The sequence below is a fragment of the Croceifilum oryzae genome (genome assembly GCF_030814315.1).
Taxonomy (GTDB): Bacteria; Bacillota; Bacilli; order Thermoactinomycetales; family Thermoactinomycetaceae; genus Baia; species Baia oryzae.
The window spans coordinates 58,586-72,482 of sequence record NZ_JAUSUV010000012.1 but is presented as its reverse complement, the minus strand read 5'-3'; the positions used below and the strand labels follow the sequence as shown (position 1 = coordinate 72,482).

Below are 13,897 nucleotides of genomic sequence, written 5' to 3'. Positions count from 1 at the left end.
ATTGGCAAAGCAAAATACAAATGGGAGGGCATTGGAGTATGCCTTCCTGTTGTCTGTTCACGAAAGAGTTAGTTCTAATCAGGAAGTAATAATAGTTGAATCGGAAGCCTTCCTAACTGCAAAGAGTTCGTTTGAATCTTTGGAGGAAAACTACCAGAAGGAAACTTTGATTGCTGCTAGAACTGGAACAAATGTTTTAATTAAGCTAGAGCCAAAAATAATCGAAGGTTCGGTGCCGCTCAAAATTTCAATTCAAGGTGATGTTGCAGGTCAGTCTGGTGATGTTAGAGATGTTCTTATATCAAGACCTAATGAAAATTGGGAAATTGGTGTAAGTTGCAAAAATAATCACGATGCTGTCAAGCACCCTAGGTTATCAGGAACCAATAACTTTGGTAAAAAATGGCTTGAAGTTGCATGTACTGAACAATACTTTCAAGAAATCATACCCATTTTTGATGAGCTTAGAATGATAAAGAAAGAGTATAAAGGAAAACGTTGGTCTGAGTTGGCGGATAAAAATGAAAAATACTATCTGCCTGTCTTACAAGCATTTATAAAAGAACTAAATAGACTCAATGAAAAACATCCTGGAGAGATACCAGGTCGTTTATTGAGTTACCTCTTAGGAAGGCAAGATTTCTATAAGCTGATTGTACAAAGATCGAAGAAAATCACAGAAATACAAGGGTTTAATCTACGTGGAACATTAAATCAGAAATCGAAGAGTATCCAACCGCAAATTAAAATGACGAAGATAAAGCTTCCAACGAAATTTTATGGATCTCATATACAAGATGATTCAGAGAATACGGCTATGGTACCTTGTGATGAGGGTTGGTCTATTAGTTGTCGGATTCATAATGCTTCGCGAATAGTGGAGAACTCATTAAAGTTAGATGTAAGACTAGAGGGTTTACCGTCATCGATTTATATACACCATGAGTCTTGGCGATAGTTATATATTTTATTTCAGGCAGGCCCTTGGGTTTGCCCTTTTTTTATGAAGTTGGGTCTGAAGTTTGTCTGAATGCAGATACAACTTCCAATGCCTATATTTTTGAGCTATAATATATATAAAAGGAAAAATAAACCAAAAAAGGGGAAATTTACAAAAAAATGAATAAGTATGAATTTAAAAAAATGACGAGAACGATTACCATGATGGCACCGAGACTTACACGGGATGAAGCGGAATTTTTGATCGAATTCGCGGATCAAATCGATGACCAAGTATTTGAAGAAAAATTTAGCACCCTAGCGAAAAAAATGTATAACTGCGAACCGTATGATTTACAAATTGTACCGGAAGGTCCACGGTGTATGGATGCGGAATTTTTATATAGAGTGGATAGCATAATTTGCGAAATTGTAGGGTCTATCGAGCCAGAATAGAATATGGGTGGCCCTAGAAATTTCTAGGGCTACTATCTCAGTCATGATCAGAATAGTTGTAGCTGGTCGGAAATCTGGCAGTTTTTTGGCAGTAATTCGGCATCAAATGATAGTGAAATCACGATAAGATAGTAAGTGCGAAATAGTATCAAATCATGTTTGTTTCCCCTTGTTATATATATATCAATTTGGTCAGGCCCTAATGGCTTGGCCATTTTTTATAGGTGATGAAAATGAAAATACAAAGTGTGCCTATTAACCAGATCAATCCAGCTAAATACAATCCACGACTCGATTTAAAGTCGGGTGATCCAGAGTATGAAAAGCTAAAAAAATCGATAGAGGAATTTGGCTTTGTTGAACCCCTCATCTGGAATTCCCGAACTGGGAATTTAGTCGGTGGTCATCAACGGCTCAAGGTATTGATCGAGCAGGGAGTTACCGAAGTAGAGTGCTCCATAGTGGATTTAGACGAAGATAAAGAGAAAGCCTTGAACATTGGCTTGAACAAAGTGGGCGGTGATTGGGACTTTGATAAGTTGGCTCGCTTACTGGACGATATACAGTTATCAGGGCTAGATATGGACTTAACTGGTTTTGGCGAAGAAGAGGTCGATCAAATCCTAAGTGACTTTCTATCGGATATGGAACCAGAAGAGGACGATTTTGATGAGGAGGAAGCTTTGGATCAGATTGATGATCCTGTCACACAAGCAGGCGATATCTGGCTATTAGGTAATCATCGATTGATGTGCGGCGATGCAACTCGAATAGAGGATGTAACGAAGCTGATGGATGGTCAGAGAGCTAATATGGTCTTTACCGATCCTCCCTATAATGTCCAGTACACAGGAAAAACTCAAGATAAATTGACGATCCAAAATGACTCTATGAACGATGATGAATTCTATCAGTTTCTATACCATGCATTCTCGAACATGTGTGCCGTCACCGAAGAGGGGGGCGGCATATACATTTGTCATGCTGACTCCGAGGGTGTTAACTTCAGGACGGCGATGAGGAATTCAGGATGGGAGTTAAAGCAATGTCTCATCTGGGTCAAGAACATGATTGTACTTGGTAGGTCGGACTACCATTGGAGGCACGAACCTATCCTCTATGGCTGGAAATCGGGGTCACCACACAATTGGTATGGGGATAGAAAGCAGTCGACTGTCTGGGAAATAGACAAACCAGTACGGAATGCGGAACATCCCACCATGAAGCCAGTTGTGCTCCCTGCAAAGGCTATTCAAAACTCCTGTAAGCCAAGAGGAATCGTGCTGGATTTGTTCTCTGGATCAGGTTCCACACTACTAGCCGCAGAACAAACGGATCGTGCTTGCTATAGTATGGAGTTAGACCCTATATACTGTGATGTGATTGTCAGACGATGGGAAGAATTCACAGGACAAAAGGCGACGAGACTATCGGTTGAAGATAATTATTCCAACGCAGTAAAAGCGGAGTCTAGTAAATGAAAGAGAATCAAGGTAGAGGGAGACCCGCTGGTACAACTAAGCTAACGCCTGATATACAGCGGAAAATTTGCGATTGCCTTCGTATGGGGAATTATATGGAGACTGCGGCGGCATTCGTGGGCATTCACAAGACTACGCTTTATGATTGGCTCAAGAAGGGAGCAAGTGCTCCTGCAAGCAATCAATACAGGAAGTTTGCTGATGCTGTGGGGAAGGCCATGTCTGAGGCAGAAATGCGAGATGTAGCATTGATCGCCCAGTCAGCGAAGACGAATTGGCAGGCGGCGGCTTGGAGGTTAGAACGGAAGTATCCAGCGAGATGGGGGAGACGGACACAGCACGAAGTGTCGGGCAAAGATGGCAATCCTATAGAGGTGTCCAGTCCCAAGCAAATGTTGGTGGATCGGTTGGAACAGTTAGCTAAGAAGAGAGAAGAAAAGCCCTGATTAAGGGCTAGTAAGGCTGAAGTAATCAGGTGATTCTAACATAGAGCTTCGATAATTCTCTTTATAGGGATTCTGTGATTGTAAATTTCATCGATGTCAAAAAAAGCTATAGGGGTTGGATTTGCTGACGTTGTAATAAAGACTTTTTCATCTGAGAAGAGTACGGTTAAATCCTTAAAAACAACTTTTGTGTGTTTCTTGTAATGAATGGCTTCGAACAGCTCCTTATAATTTTTACATTCTAGGAACTCATCGTTTTTTATTTCTTCCATTCGTATTCCTCCTACTGTTTGAGCCTACCTACTCTAGATGATGAGCAGGAGGCTTTTTACTATTTTGTTTAATATCTACCTACTTACTCGTATCGTACAAATAAATCCTATTCCCCTTCAAAGTCAAGTAAATCGTTGAGGGGAATAGTACTAATAAGCTCAAGGGTTTTAGGGAGATCGTAACGTTCCTCTTCATAGCAATGCACTTTGAGTATGGGAAAGCCAGCTTTGAGGACGAACGTCGCATTGCAGTCATTTTTGGAAGTAATAAGGGTTATATCTTGGAAATAGTGTCCTTCATACTGCTCGCTATAAATAGAATTTGCTAGTTCATCAAAGCTTGTACATTCATTAAATAGTATGTCGAGTGCGATCATGATCTTCATATATTCATCCCCTATGTTTTTTTCTTGCATGTGACACAATAGCTCTGAATGTAGGAAACAGCAAGAAATTCAGGCGAACAGACACAATTGAGACGAATGTATCTAGAGAACGAAAAAAGCCCCGAAGGGCTAGATAATTTCTTTATTCAGGGTCTTGGTCAATTAGCTCAAGCCGTAATTGCTCTAATTCTTCTGGGATATCGAAGAATTCGTGCGGAAATTCTTTTGCGAGATTGATAGGGCAGGAGGTCATTAAATGTTGTAAAAAGGTAATTTGATCTTTCGTGATATACCAGTTTATACCCTTTTCTACTTCATATTCAGTTGGCTGGTTGTTTTTCATAGTTGTTAAATCCCCTTATTTTTACTTTTTTAGTATTATTTACTACACTAACATGTTACCTCGTTAACTCATTAAAGTAAACGGTTTATCACTCATTTTTCGTCAGAAATAAGGAGGCAGACGCACGTTGGACAAGAGTTTAGCCGTCATTGTAAGTCAACTTCCAATACATGAAAGAAAAGAACTACTAGACGGTTTGTCCGATAAAGAAGTTAATAATATCCTTTATAGTTGGGAGTTCTGGGCAAGACCGAACCAACTACCACCAGAGGGGAATTGGCGGACATGGCTCCTGCTTGCGGGACGTGGCTTCGGAAAGACTCGCACGGGGGCTGAGTATGTAATTGATCAAGTCCGATCAGGTAGGGTAAAGAGATTGGCTCTCGTGGCTCCTACGCCAGCTGATGCAAGGGATGTGATGATTCAAGGAGAGAGTGGGATTCTTACCATTAGTCCACCTTGGTTTATACCGACTTATTACCCAAGTAAACGTCGTGTAGAATGGCCGAACGGTGCGATAGCTACTATTTTCTCAGGGGCACATCCTGAACAATTACGTGGTCCACAGCATGAGTTGGCTTGGTGCGACGAACTCGCCGCTTGGAAATATCCGCAGGAAACATGGGACATGCTCATGTTTGGCTTACGACTCGGCGAAAACCCACGAGCAGTCATTACAACCACACCGAAACCTACTCCATTGATCCAAACGATCGTCCAATCAAGTACAACCTCGATTACAAGAGGTTCTACCTTTGAGAATTCGGATAACCTAGCTCCTGCTTTCCTTGAGCAAATCGTGCACCAGTATGAAGGTACACGACTTGGCAGGCAGGAGCTTTTTGCGGAGATTTTAGACGATGTAGTAGGAGCGTTGTGGAAGCGACAGCAGTTGGATGATTTGAGAGTGAAACATCACCCTGAATTGATTCGAGTAATTGTGGGGATTGATCCAGCAGTCACGAGTGAAGAAGGATCAGACGAGACAGGGATTATTGTCGTGGGTAAGGGAGTAGATGGCCACGCTTATGTACTGGATGATTTGTCGTTACAAGGGTCGCCTGATGGATGGGCAAGATCGGCTGTTACTGCTTACTACAAATACCAAGCAGACCGAATCGTGGCGGAAGCAAATAACGGAGGAGATCTTGTAGAACATACGATTCGAACTGTCGATCCAATGGTTGCGTATAAGAAAGTCCATGCCTCTCGTGGGAAATACATCCGAGCGGAACCTGTGGCAGCTCTCTATGAACAAGGGCGTGTGCATCATATAGGGAGCTTGGGAACGCTAGAGGATCAAATGTGTACGTGGTCGCCTATGCATGCAAAGTCACCAGATAGAATGGATGCCTTAGTCTGGGCATTAACTGAGTTGATGCTTGGCAAAGGAAAAGCGAAAGTGAAGGCAAGAGTCGTGTAATGGGGGATGGATATGGATAAATCACAAGTGAAAGCTTATGTATTGAAGGATGGAGAAGTGATTACCAATGACTATTTACAACGGTACTCAGTTAAATCAATGTCAAAGCAGATTCCCTCCGATGTATTTATAAATGAGTATGGTGAGCGAGGGGTTGTAGAGCCACTCTATAACGTGGAAGCATTGGCAAAGCTAATGGAGATGAACACGTACCACTACCGTGCTGTGAAAGTGAAAGCAAGGGATACGGTAGGTCTAGGTTGGAAGCTAAAGCCGATGGAAGGGATAGAAAATCCAAACGAATCACAGAAGGAATCGGTTCTTCCCTTTCTTAACAGTCTTCATCCTGAAAAGACATTAGGGGAAGTATTAAGTCAATGGATGGAAGACTTCGAAGCAACAGGGAATGGATACTTAGAGCTGATTCGAGATGAAAGCCAACAGTTAATCGGGATTGAGCATATTCCATCTCATACAATGCGCAGACATGTGGACGACTCGTTGTTCTTACAAATCAGGGGTACAAAGAAGAGATGGTTTAAACGGGCAGGGGCTCCGTGGGATGTACATGATGAAACAGGAGAGAAGTTTGCATTAGGTGGGCTTTCTTATGATGAGCGAGCAACGGAGATCATTCATATTCTAAATTACTCACCACGAAGTGACTACTATGGTGTTCCAGATGTCCTTCCTGCACTGGGAGCGATTTTAGGGGATAAGGAACGGGAAGAGTTCAACATCTCCTTCTTTGAAAATCATGCGATACCAGCCTACGCAGTTACCGTCAGTGGCGCGGACTTGGACAAGGATACGGAAGACATGATTAAACGATTCTTCCAAAAGGATCTCAAAGAGAACCGACATGCCACGTTAGTGTTGACTGCTTCTGGTGGAGAAGAAAAAGTAGAGTTTAACTTTCAAGCCCTTGCTGTGGATGTGCAGGAGGCTTCTTTTCGCTTGTACAGGAAAGACAATAGGGACGAAGTTCTATCCAGTCATGGTGTCCCGTCGTATCGTATCGGAATATCTGAAGATGGTAGCTTAGGTGGTTCTACAGCAGAAGAGTCGACTGAGATCTATAAGCAGTCTATCATTAATCCTCGTCAAGAAATGGTAGAGGCTCGTCTAAATAAACATATTCTCAATGCTTTTGGAGTTAGTGATTGGATTTTTAAATTCAATGAGATTGATAATCGAGATGAAGTGCGGCAAACAGAGGTTTTTTCTAGACAGTTCAACATGGGAGCGATTACTCCTAACAAGGTGAGAGAACTCATAGGGGAAGTGAGAATGGATCATCCTTTGATGGATTCACCATACATTAACGGAGTTCCGATTGATCAGTTGAAAAGCTGGAAGCCTCCTATTCATTCCCCAGATGAATTACTCAAGTCGATCAAATCACTTCATGAGCGACTTCTAGAGGTGGTAACTAAATGAGGGCAGAGAAGATGCTAGAGGAGGTTACTTCATTTCTAGCAGACTGTGGTTGTCTACCTGCTTTTAAACAGGTGGAAGATGGGTTGTTAGTAGCTGAGGAAAAGCTTGAACGCCAGCTCTGGAAGCTCTTTGTGGGAGTAGAGAATCGTATGATCTCTCAGCTTGTCTCAATGGGATATGTTCCGCAAGATCCAGTTAGACGACTGTTGTTTGTTGAGGAGTTTCTCAAACATCTCAAAGACGAATTACCAAAGGTTGTGGCTAATAATGCAATGGAGAGTGCTGGACGAGGAAGAATATTCGCTTTTGATGATCTGAAAGAGAATGGAATTTCTTATTCCTATTCGGACTTCGACAGCTGGACATATGGGAGGTTACGGAACCAGTCATATACCTTCAGTCGGAATACGTCAGATCGGATTATAGGCGATTTCTCAAGAAGCTTGTCTCAGTCGTATAAAAAGGGATTGGGGATAGAGGAAGCGTCTAAGGAGCTACAAAGGGAGTTTGATCAGATCAAGGAATACCGTCTAAAGCGGATCGCTAGAACGGAGATTAACTCTGCTCAGAATGAGGGGATTTTCGAAACGTTAAGCGAGTTCGGGGTCAAATATAAACAATGGATTACCGCTAGAGATAGGCGAGTCAGGGGTAGTAAGCCGAAAGATAAAGCCAATCATGTGAAGATGCATGGGGAAGTGGTGGGGTTGTATGAGCGTTTCTCCAATGGACTATTTTTCCCATGTGATCGGACTGGTGAGATGAGGGAATGGATTCATTGTCGGTGTCGGATACGGCCTTATATTCCTAAGCGTGGTGAGACAGTATAATGGGATGACGTTCGATAATGTACTATTATCAAACGTCATCCCGTTAAAGCAGTTACGTGAGATAATAGTACATTATCTCACGTATTTGACTAAAGTTACACTTGGATGGTGGAAACTTATTCAAAATCATGAAATAAAGTGAACTGAATTTGGTTCATTTTGTAAGTATAGTGACATATAGTTTATTATCCCAACCTGAGATAACTCACTATAATATACATTATAGAGCGTTATCCATTAAAGCGATGACGTTCGATAATGTACTATTATCAAACGTCATCCAATTAAAGCAGTTACGTGAGATAGTGTACTATTATCTCACGTAATTTGACTAAAGTATTGTATTTGGACGTATCTCAATGGAAATTACAAAGCAATGAAAAAAAGAGTGATTACCCTAATAACCACTCTCTCAGTATCCATTTGCTACTTTTTGACTGTAATAGTGATGTTAATATACACATTAATCATTATGTCCACCTCCTTGTCTCTCTGAAGGAGGTATTTTGTATTTCAATTACAAGGTATGCCTGTAGTATGAAAGCTTAGAACCATAGTTTTATCATATGGAGTTTAACTAAAGTAGTCATAATGAGGTGATAACCCCATATAGTGTTGTAGTGACACCCATACAGTACCATTTGTACTGTATGGGTGTAAAAAAATGAAAATTATAGCATAAAAAGAGAGTGATTACCGTCATAATCACCCTCTAAAAATGAATTATCTCTTTATAACAATCGTGATTTTTATGTTTATCATGAATATTCCCTCCTTTCTTTCTCGAAGGAGGTTACTTTGCATTTAAAGAACAATGCATTATAAGATACGCCTACTTTATTAGAGCTAGAACTAGAGGTAATTTTTATATCAGAGTACAGGTGATAGAGTGCATTAATTATCGGTGTCGGATTAGAGGCTATATTACTGCGAGAGCTCTTTCTTAACAATATTCTAAGGTATGATAATAGTACATTATCATACCTTAGAATATTGTTTATATCTGTGCAATCATAGTGTGAAAATCTGCATATTAGTTGTTTACTAAAGGAATATGTAGTAAAAAAACAAAAGGATCATATAGTGTAGAGAAAGAAGCGTTCAAAAATTGGGAGGGACCTTTTCGGACATGTCCGCAAATCCCCATGTTAACCGTATCTAGAGTATGATAATAGTACATTATCGTACCTTAGAATAATTGCTTATATGGTATATCTGTAGGGATAACTGAAAAAAGAGCGATTATGGCAGTAATCACTCTTAAGTGGTTGAATATCATTTGTTAATAATTATGATGATAGTTATTGGAAACAGCCAACGAAACATTGATATACACCTCCTCACGGTGGTGTTCTTTCTATGTCTACGGACAATATATGCCCTATCAAAAGGCAATATGAATAGGAGAGATATAGTATCGAATTAATAGCACCTGTAATATATAAAAGCAATGAAAAAAGAATTGTACATGGCCCCGTGTTGGTTCCTAACGAGCCAGATCATGACGGAGACAAGGTAAACAAAGAAAAAATAGAAGAAGTCGCCCATCGATTCGTAGAAAAGTATGCGAATATCGACTTGCAGCACTCATTAAACAATGTCGGGAGTCTCGTTGAATCCTATATAACCCCTGTGGATCTCACCTTTGATGATGTAACTGTTCCTCAAGGATCGTGGATGCTAGGGGTTCGTGTGACGGATGAATCAGCTTGGTCAAATGTGAAGAAAGGCAAACTAACAGGCTTCTCTATTATGGGGATTCCCCAAGCTGTTATGAAGAATCAATCTAATCAAGAGATACAAACGGCATTAAAACGAATCACTCTCAAGGATCTCGGAGAGGATTGGATTGTTAACGCTGTTAGTCTTGTGGACGAGCCGTGTGTGCCCAAAGCCAAGTTCTTAGTTGTGAAGTCAAAGGGGAAAGAAGATTTACCAGATGGCTTGTTTGCCAAGTTAAAACAATTGTTATCAGTCTACAAAGGTGAAGAAGAATCAACTGGAGGAGAGCAGATGGATAATGAGGAAATGCAATCTTTCGTGGAAGAGACGGTTAAAAAAGCTGTTGATAAGGCTGTGGAAGAGATAGGAGCTTCTACCAAGGACGAAGGGGAAGCAATCAACTCTTCTGAAGCCATAGATTCACATGAGGGAGTAGATGTAGCAGAAGAGAGTGTTACTTTATCGAAGGACGAATACGAAGCACTTCTTTCCAAGATAAGAGAAATAGAAAACGTTGCAGAAAAGTCCAAGTCGTATGGGCTTTTTTTTGGTTCCAAAAAGCTAAAAGGACAGGATCAAGACGTATCATCGGAGCCTGCCGATCCAGAACCACCTACTCGTAATGCCTTTGGCATCCGAATTTAACTAAGGAGAGATTAATCAATGGACACACAAAATATCTTAACCAAGCTTAACGCAACGATTAAAGCGATTACCCGTTCTGATATCGGATCAAGTTTACTTACTCCACAGAAAGCACAGCAATTTATCCGAGTGGTGGAGAATTCCACCCCTTTACTTCGATCTGCACGTCGGCTCGATATGAATTCCCATACTCGTGAAATCGATAGAGTGATGTTCGCAGGTCGTATTTTGAAAAAGACGGGCGGTGAACAGAAGGATATTAGCAATGAGCAAAAGGTAACTACTGCAGTAAATAAACTTACCTCGGAAGAATTAGGTGGGTTTGTTGGTCTCACCGACCATACATTGGAAGACAATATCGAGCGTGGGAAGTTTGAAGATACAGTGCTGCAACTATTGGGCGAGGCATCAGGTAGAGACTTAGAATACTTGTACCTTGCTGGAGACAAATCATCCCCCGACGAGCTTCTTAGCATCACGGATGGTTGGCTCAAGAAATCGGCGAACCGAGTAACGGGAGTGGCTACAGCTCCCAATGCTGGCCAGTTTGTAAATGTAGAAGTAGAGAGTCTATTAAAGAAAATGCTAGATGCTTGTCCGAAGAAATACCTTACAGACTTAACCCAGTGGCGATATTACGTAACATGGGATATCCTCGACGATTACCGTGAGAAGTTGGGGCTACGTGAAACCGCATTAGGAGATGCAGCCAAAACAGGAGCAATCGAGTTGTCGTATAAAGGAATTAAGCTGGAGTATGTACCGCAGATGCCAATGGGAAGTGCATTGCTTGCACCACCAAGCAATTTAGTTTATGGACTCTATCGAGATATTAAAGTAGAGCCAGATCGTGTTCCGAAAGCACGTAGAACAGACTTTGTCATTACAACTCGTACAGATTGTCATTTTGAAGATGAGAACGCCAGCGTAGTTGCCAGCGGTTACGGAGGGGAGTAACGGAATGATTAAAGCAAAGATCACAAATATACATCCAGACCGAGTCATTGAGAGGCTCGGTTTTTATTTTGCGCCGAAACAATCGGCTGAGATTTACATGGATCACTCCCGACACCTGACTCTCTTGCAAGCTTGTAAGTTTCTAAATGTCGAGATTCTAAAGCAATATGATGTGAGCAATATGACGGTGGAGGAAGTTCTACAAGGAGTTCAAGAGCAGAAGCTTACGATTGAAGAAGCCATGCAAGCTGAACAGCGATCTAAGAATCGCAAGACTCTCTTAGACAAGCTGACGGAACTAAAAGGTAAAGCATAATGTATGGCTCATCTGTTCTAGTGAGACAGCTGACAGGGGTTCAGCCGACTACATTCAAAGTAAGTGATTTGGAATTAGATTCTATTTTAGTCACTTGGCTAGTCCACATTTCTGCTGAGATAGATCAGCGTTTAGGAGAGACTGTGCAACCTAGCGACTCTCGTTGGCAGGGGATTGAATCGGTTGTGATTCGTACTGTGGCGAAACTCGTAGGGTATGCGGTTCAGAGCCGAACAAGCAAAGTGGTTCAAGTAGGCGAGTTTGCAGTGAAAATCCTCAATGCGTCTGATGTTGTAAAGGATCTAGAGTGGGAACTTCGTCCATATCAGAGACGGCAGCTCTCTTTGTTTCATTCAGGATCGGAGTGGAGGATCTAATGCCAGCTCATATACAAGAAGATCGTATTCGGGAGATTGCCCGAAAAGCGTTTATAGCAGTCAAACAAGCGGTGGAATATACAGCACTCGACGTATGGGGAAACATTCGAGAAAATTCCCCTGTGAACCATGGTCGACTTGCTGGTTCTTGGCAGATGAATCGACTTAGTAGTCTGAGATACAAAGTGCAGACAGCAGTCGCCTATGCTACATATACAAATGATGGGACAGGGGTTTATGGTCCTCGTAGACAGCCTATACGCCCTCGTAGTGGACAAGTTCTTGTCTTCCAAAGCCAAGGGAACACAGTCTTTGCTCGAAGTGTCCGTGGCATGAAGGGGAGAAAGTATATTGAGAAGTCGATTTACCAAACGGAACATCGGAAAGCGGAATTTGTGGAGACAGCATTGGAGGAGGTGGGATTGATTTAATGGGCTATGAATTAGACAAGAGGAATCTAGCAACCATCCGAAAGGAAATCAAAGAAACACTTCTGACCATTCTACAGGAAGCGAGATCGGGACACCTATCTGATCTCGCCTCCATTGTTTATGGCGATAGAACTGACGTTGGAAACATTGAAGATATGCCTCTCCTATGGGTCTTACCTTCTCCACACCAACCAGACCTAAAGGGCGGTCATATGGCGGTTCATGATTTTACCTTCACTTTTGTGACGATGGTGTACGATCCAGAGCCAGAGGCAGGAAAGGATCGGGCTGAGGATTTGACTGCTCAGGTGTACGATCTGATCTCTGCTAATCGCAACTTGAATGGAAAAGTGTTTGATGTCAGACCACTCCATTACGATCCATCTTATGAAGCTATGGCTAACTCAAACGTGTACTGGGCAAGTTGTGAGTTTGCTTTTCGTATTCAAAGAAAAGAGTGAGAGGAGGTGATATTATATGGCAATCGCACGGTATTTTGGATTTGGTGAAGAGAAGGAGTTTGGAGTACCTGTTCCTGCTACAGAAATGATTGACCCTGAGTCTGCGGAACTCGATCCTGCTGGAGACCAAGCCCTCATATATGAAGGAGTCTCTCGGCTGGATCGGATTGTAGCACCGGGGATATATCGATCTGAGGGAAGCCTATCCGTTCCGTTTGACCTCAAAGCCTTTCCGTATTTCCTGAAATGGGCATTAGGGGGCTATGAGGTGGTTGGAAAAGAGCCATCCTTTACGCATCGTTTCTATCCCAAGCAATCCTCATTAATGGATTCCTTTACAGCGAGGGTTGGGAAAGATGTCTTTGAGCATCAGTTTTCTGGTTGCGTGGTAAGTGCAGTGAACTTGGAACTAGATGCAAACTTTCTGATTGGATCGGTTGACATTATCGGTGGGAAAGATGAGAAATCTACTTTACAAACCAACCCATTGTTTACGTCGGGAGATATCTATAGTCCTAGCCAAGTGACAGCGACTATGAACGGGCTTGATGAGTCGGCGTACATCCAATCATTTTCTATAAAGATTGAGACGGGTGCGGATAATGAAAAAGGAGTAACCATTGGATCTCGTTTCCCAAGAAGAGCCTATCGAGGGGCATTCTTAGTGGAAATGGAAATGAACCTCTCATTCTTCTCGACGATCCATCTAGAGCGGTTTTGGGGCAACTCTACTGGGCCGACTCAAGACAAACTACTAGAGTTTGAAACGAAGATTCATATAGGGGATCACATTGATCTCGTTATTCCAAGGGGTGTTTATACCTCTATGCAGCAACCGTTATCAGGCCGTGACTCCATTGAGCAAACGACTACGTTACGAGCATTAGTAAAGCCTGATGGTACGGGGCCTATCGAGTTTAGTATTACAAATGATAAACCTACCTACTAATGTCGTCACACTTTTTTAATAGG

The 13,897-nt window shown here is 41.9% G+C and carries 17 protein-coding genes; 14 read left to right on the top strand and 3 right to left on the bottom strand.

The features are described from left to right. The first annotated feature begins 1 nt into the window (after position 1). The 4 genes from J2Z48_RS13140 to J2Z48_RS13125 all read left to right on the top strand — a co-directional run bounded on the left by J2Z48_RS13140 (position 2) and on the right by J2Z48_RS13125 (position 3,322). Positions 2 to 958, top strand: a complete 957-nt coding sequence (locus tag J2Z48_RS13140; RefSeq protein WP_307254219.1) for a HaeIII family restriction endonuclease — start codon at positions 2 to 4, stop codon at positions 956 to 958. Positions 959 to 1,119: 161 nt separating this feature from the next. Beyond that, positions 1,120 to 1,395: a hypothetical protein gene (locus J2Z48_RS13135; protein WP_307254218.1), complete on the top strand. Its 276-nt coding sequence runs from the start codon at positions 1,120 to 1,122 to the stop codon at positions 1,393 to 1,395. Between the two features lie 233 nt (positions 1,396 to 1,628). After that, on the top strand, positions 1,629 to 2,876 hold the full coding sequence (locus tag J2Z48_RS13130; RefSeq protein WP_307254215.1) for a site-specific DNA-methyltransferase: 1,248 nt from the start codon (positions 1,629 to 1,631) through the stop codon (positions 2,874 to 2,876). Then, complete coding sequence (locus J2Z48_RS13125; protein ID WP_307254214.1) at positions 2,873 to 3,322, top strand: hypothetical protein; 450 nt, start codon at positions 2,873 to 2,875, stop codon at positions 3,320 to 3,322. Before J2Z48_RS13130 ends, J2Z48_RS13125 begins: the two co-directional genes overlap by 4 nt. A 35-nt stretch (positions 3,323 to 3,357) precedes the next feature. On the opposite strand, the gene J2Z48_RS13120 is transcribed toward J2Z48_RS13125, so the two are convergent. The 3 genes from J2Z48_RS13120 to J2Z48_RS13110 all read right to left on the bottom strand — a co-directional run bounded on the left by J2Z48_RS13120 (position 3,358) and on the right by J2Z48_RS13110 (position 4,323). Then, positions 3,358 to 3,594 carry a hypothetical protein gene (locus tag J2Z48_RS13120; protein ID WP_307254212.1) on the bottom strand — a complete coding sequence of 79 codons (237 nt, stop codon included), beginning with the start codon at positions 3,592 to 3,594 and terminating at the stop codon, positions 3,358 to 3,360. 107 nt (positions 3,595 to 3,701) lie between these two features. Next, the gene (locus J2Z48_RS13115) at positions 3,702 to 3,980 is read right to left on the bottom strand and encodes a hypothetical protein (RefSeq protein WP_307254211.1); all 279 of its coding nucleotides are present in this window, start codon (positions 3,978 to 3,980) and stop codon (positions 3,702 to 3,704) included. Positions 3,981 to 4,122: 142 nt separating this feature from the next. Beyond that, the gene (locus J2Z48_RS13110) at positions 4,123 to 4,323 is read right to left on the bottom strand and encodes a hypothetical protein (RefSeq protein WP_307254209.1); all 201 of its coding nucleotides are present in this window, start codon (positions 4,321 to 4,323) and stop codon (positions 4,123 to 4,125) included. A 127-nt stretch (positions 4,324 to 4,450) separates the two neighbouring features. Between J2Z48_RS13110 and J2Z48_RS13105 the strand changes: the two genes are divergently transcribed. From J2Z48_RS13105 to J2Z48_RS13060, 10 genes are all read left to right on the top strand, one after another. Continuing rightward, entirely contained in the window at positions 4,451 to 5,746 is a 1,296-nt protein-coding gene (locus J2Z48_RS13105) for a DNA-packaging protein (protein WP_307254207.1), read from the top strand. 12 nt (positions 5,747 to 5,758) lie between these two features. Continuing rightward, positions 5,759 to 7,186, top strand: coding sequence for a phage portal protein (locus J2Z48_RS13100; RefSeq protein ID WP_307254206.1), 1,428 nt, complete (start codon positions 5,759 to 5,761; stop codon positions 7,184 to 7,186). Next, positions 7,183 to 8,016, top strand: coding sequence for a phage head morphogenesis protein (locus tag J2Z48_RS13095; protein WP_307254204.1), 834 nt, complete (start codon positions 7,183 to 7,185; stop codon positions 8,014 to 8,016). The genes J2Z48_RS13100 and J2Z48_RS13095 overlap by 4 nt, the downstream gene beginning before the upstream one ends. A 1,416-nt stretch (positions 8,017 to 9,432) precedes the next feature. Next, positions 9,433 to 10,383, top strand: a complete 951-nt coding sequence (locus J2Z48_RS13090; protein ID WP_307254251.1) for an XkdF-like putative serine protease domain-containing protein — start codon at positions 9,433 to 9,435, stop codon at positions 10,381 to 10,383. A gap of 18 nt (positions 10,384 to 10,401) precedes the next feature. Continuing rightward, complete coding sequence (locus tag J2Z48_RS13085) at positions 10,402 to 11,340, top strand: phage major capsid protein (protein ID WP_307254202.1); 939 nt, start codon at positions 10,402 to 10,404, stop codon at positions 11,338 to 11,340. A 4-nt stretch (positions 11,341 to 11,344) separates the two neighbouring features. Then, positions 11,345 to 11,656, top strand: a complete 312-nt coding sequence (locus J2Z48_RS13080; protein WP_307254200.1) for a hypothetical protein — start codon at positions 11,345 to 11,347, stop codon at positions 11,654 to 11,656. After that, positions 11,656 to 12,033 (top strand): hypothetical protein, encoded by a 378-nt coding sequence (locus tag J2Z48_RS13075; protein ID WP_307254197.1) that lies wholly within the window; start codon positions 11,656 to 11,658, stop codon positions 12,031 to 12,033. Before J2Z48_RS13080 ends, J2Z48_RS13075 begins: the two co-directional genes overlap by 1 nt. After that, positions 12,033 to 12,464 (top strand): HK97 gp10 family phage protein, encoded by a 432-nt coding sequence (locus J2Z48_RS13070; protein WP_307254193.1) that lies wholly within the window; start codon positions 12,033 to 12,035, stop codon positions 12,462 to 12,464. The genes J2Z48_RS13075 and J2Z48_RS13070 overlap by 1 nt, the downstream gene beginning before the upstream one ends. Further along, positions 12,464 to 12,925, top strand: coding sequence for a hypothetical protein (locus J2Z48_RS13065; RefSeq protein WP_307254191.1), 462 nt, complete (start codon positions 12,464 to 12,466; stop codon positions 12,923 to 12,925). The genes J2Z48_RS13070 and J2Z48_RS13065 overlap by 1 nt, the downstream gene beginning before the upstream one ends. A 16-nt stretch (positions 12,926 to 12,941) precedes the next feature. Beyond that, positions 12,942 to 13,874 (top strand): phage tail tube protein, encoded by a 933-nt coding sequence (locus tag J2Z48_RS13060; protein WP_307254189.1) that lies wholly within the window; start codon positions 12,942 to 12,944, stop codon positions 13,872 to 13,874. Positions 13,875 to 13,897: the final 23 nt, after the last annotated feature.

Coding starts and splice junctions, on each gene's coding strand:
- J2Z48_RS13135 (WP_307254218.1), top strand. CDS start 1,120: ATGAATAAGTATGAATTTAAAAAAATGACGAGAACGATTACCATGATG.
- J2Z48_RS13130 (WP_307254215.1), top strand. CDS start 1,629: ATGAAAATACAAAGTGTGCCTATTAACCAGATCAATCCAGCTAAATAC.
- J2Z48_RS13125 (WP_307254214.1), top strand. CDS start 2,873: ATGAAAGAGAATCAAGGTAGAGGGAGACCCGCTGGTACAACTAAGCTA.
- J2Z48_RS13120 (WP_307254212.1), bottom strand. CDS start 3,594: ATGGAAGAAATAAAAAACGATGAGTTCCTAGAATGTAAAAATTATAAG.
- J2Z48_RS13115 (WP_307254211.1), bottom strand. CDS start 3,980: ATGAAGATCATGATCGCACTCGACATACTATTTAATGAATGTACAAGC.
- J2Z48_RS13110 (WP_307254209.1), bottom strand. CDS start 4,323: ATGAAAAACAACCAGCCAACTGAATATGAAGTAGAAAAGGGTATAAAC.
- J2Z48_RS13100 (WP_307254206.1), top strand. CDS start 5,759: ATGGATAAATCACAAGTGAAAGCTTATGTATTGAAGGATGGAGAAGTG.
- J2Z48_RS13095 (WP_307254204.1), top strand. CDS start 7,183: ATGAGGGCAGAGAAGATGCTAGAGGAGGTTACTTCATTTCTAGCAGAC.
- J2Z48_RS13085 (WP_307254202.1), top strand. CDS start 10,402: ATGGACACACAAAATATCTTAACCAAGCTTAACGCAACGATTAAAGCG.
- J2Z48_RS13080 (WP_307254200.1), top strand. CDS start 11,345: ATGATTAAAGCAAAGATCACAAATATACATCCAGACCGAGTCATTGAG.
- J2Z48_RS13075 (WP_307254197.1), top strand. CDS start 11,656: ATGTATGGCTCATCTGTTCTAGTGAGACAGCTGACAGGGGTTCAGCCG.
- J2Z48_RS13070 (WP_307254193.1), top strand. CDS start 12,033: ATGCCAGCTCATATACAAGAAGATCGTATTCGGGAGATTGCCCGAAAA.
- J2Z48_RS13065 (WP_307254191.1), top strand. CDS start 12,464: ATGGGCTATGAATTAGACAAGAGGAATCTAGCAACCATCCGAAAGGAA.
- J2Z48_RS13060 (WP_307254189.1), top strand. CDS start 12,942: ATGGCAATCGCACGGTATTTTGGATTTGGTGAAGAGAAGGAGTTTGGA.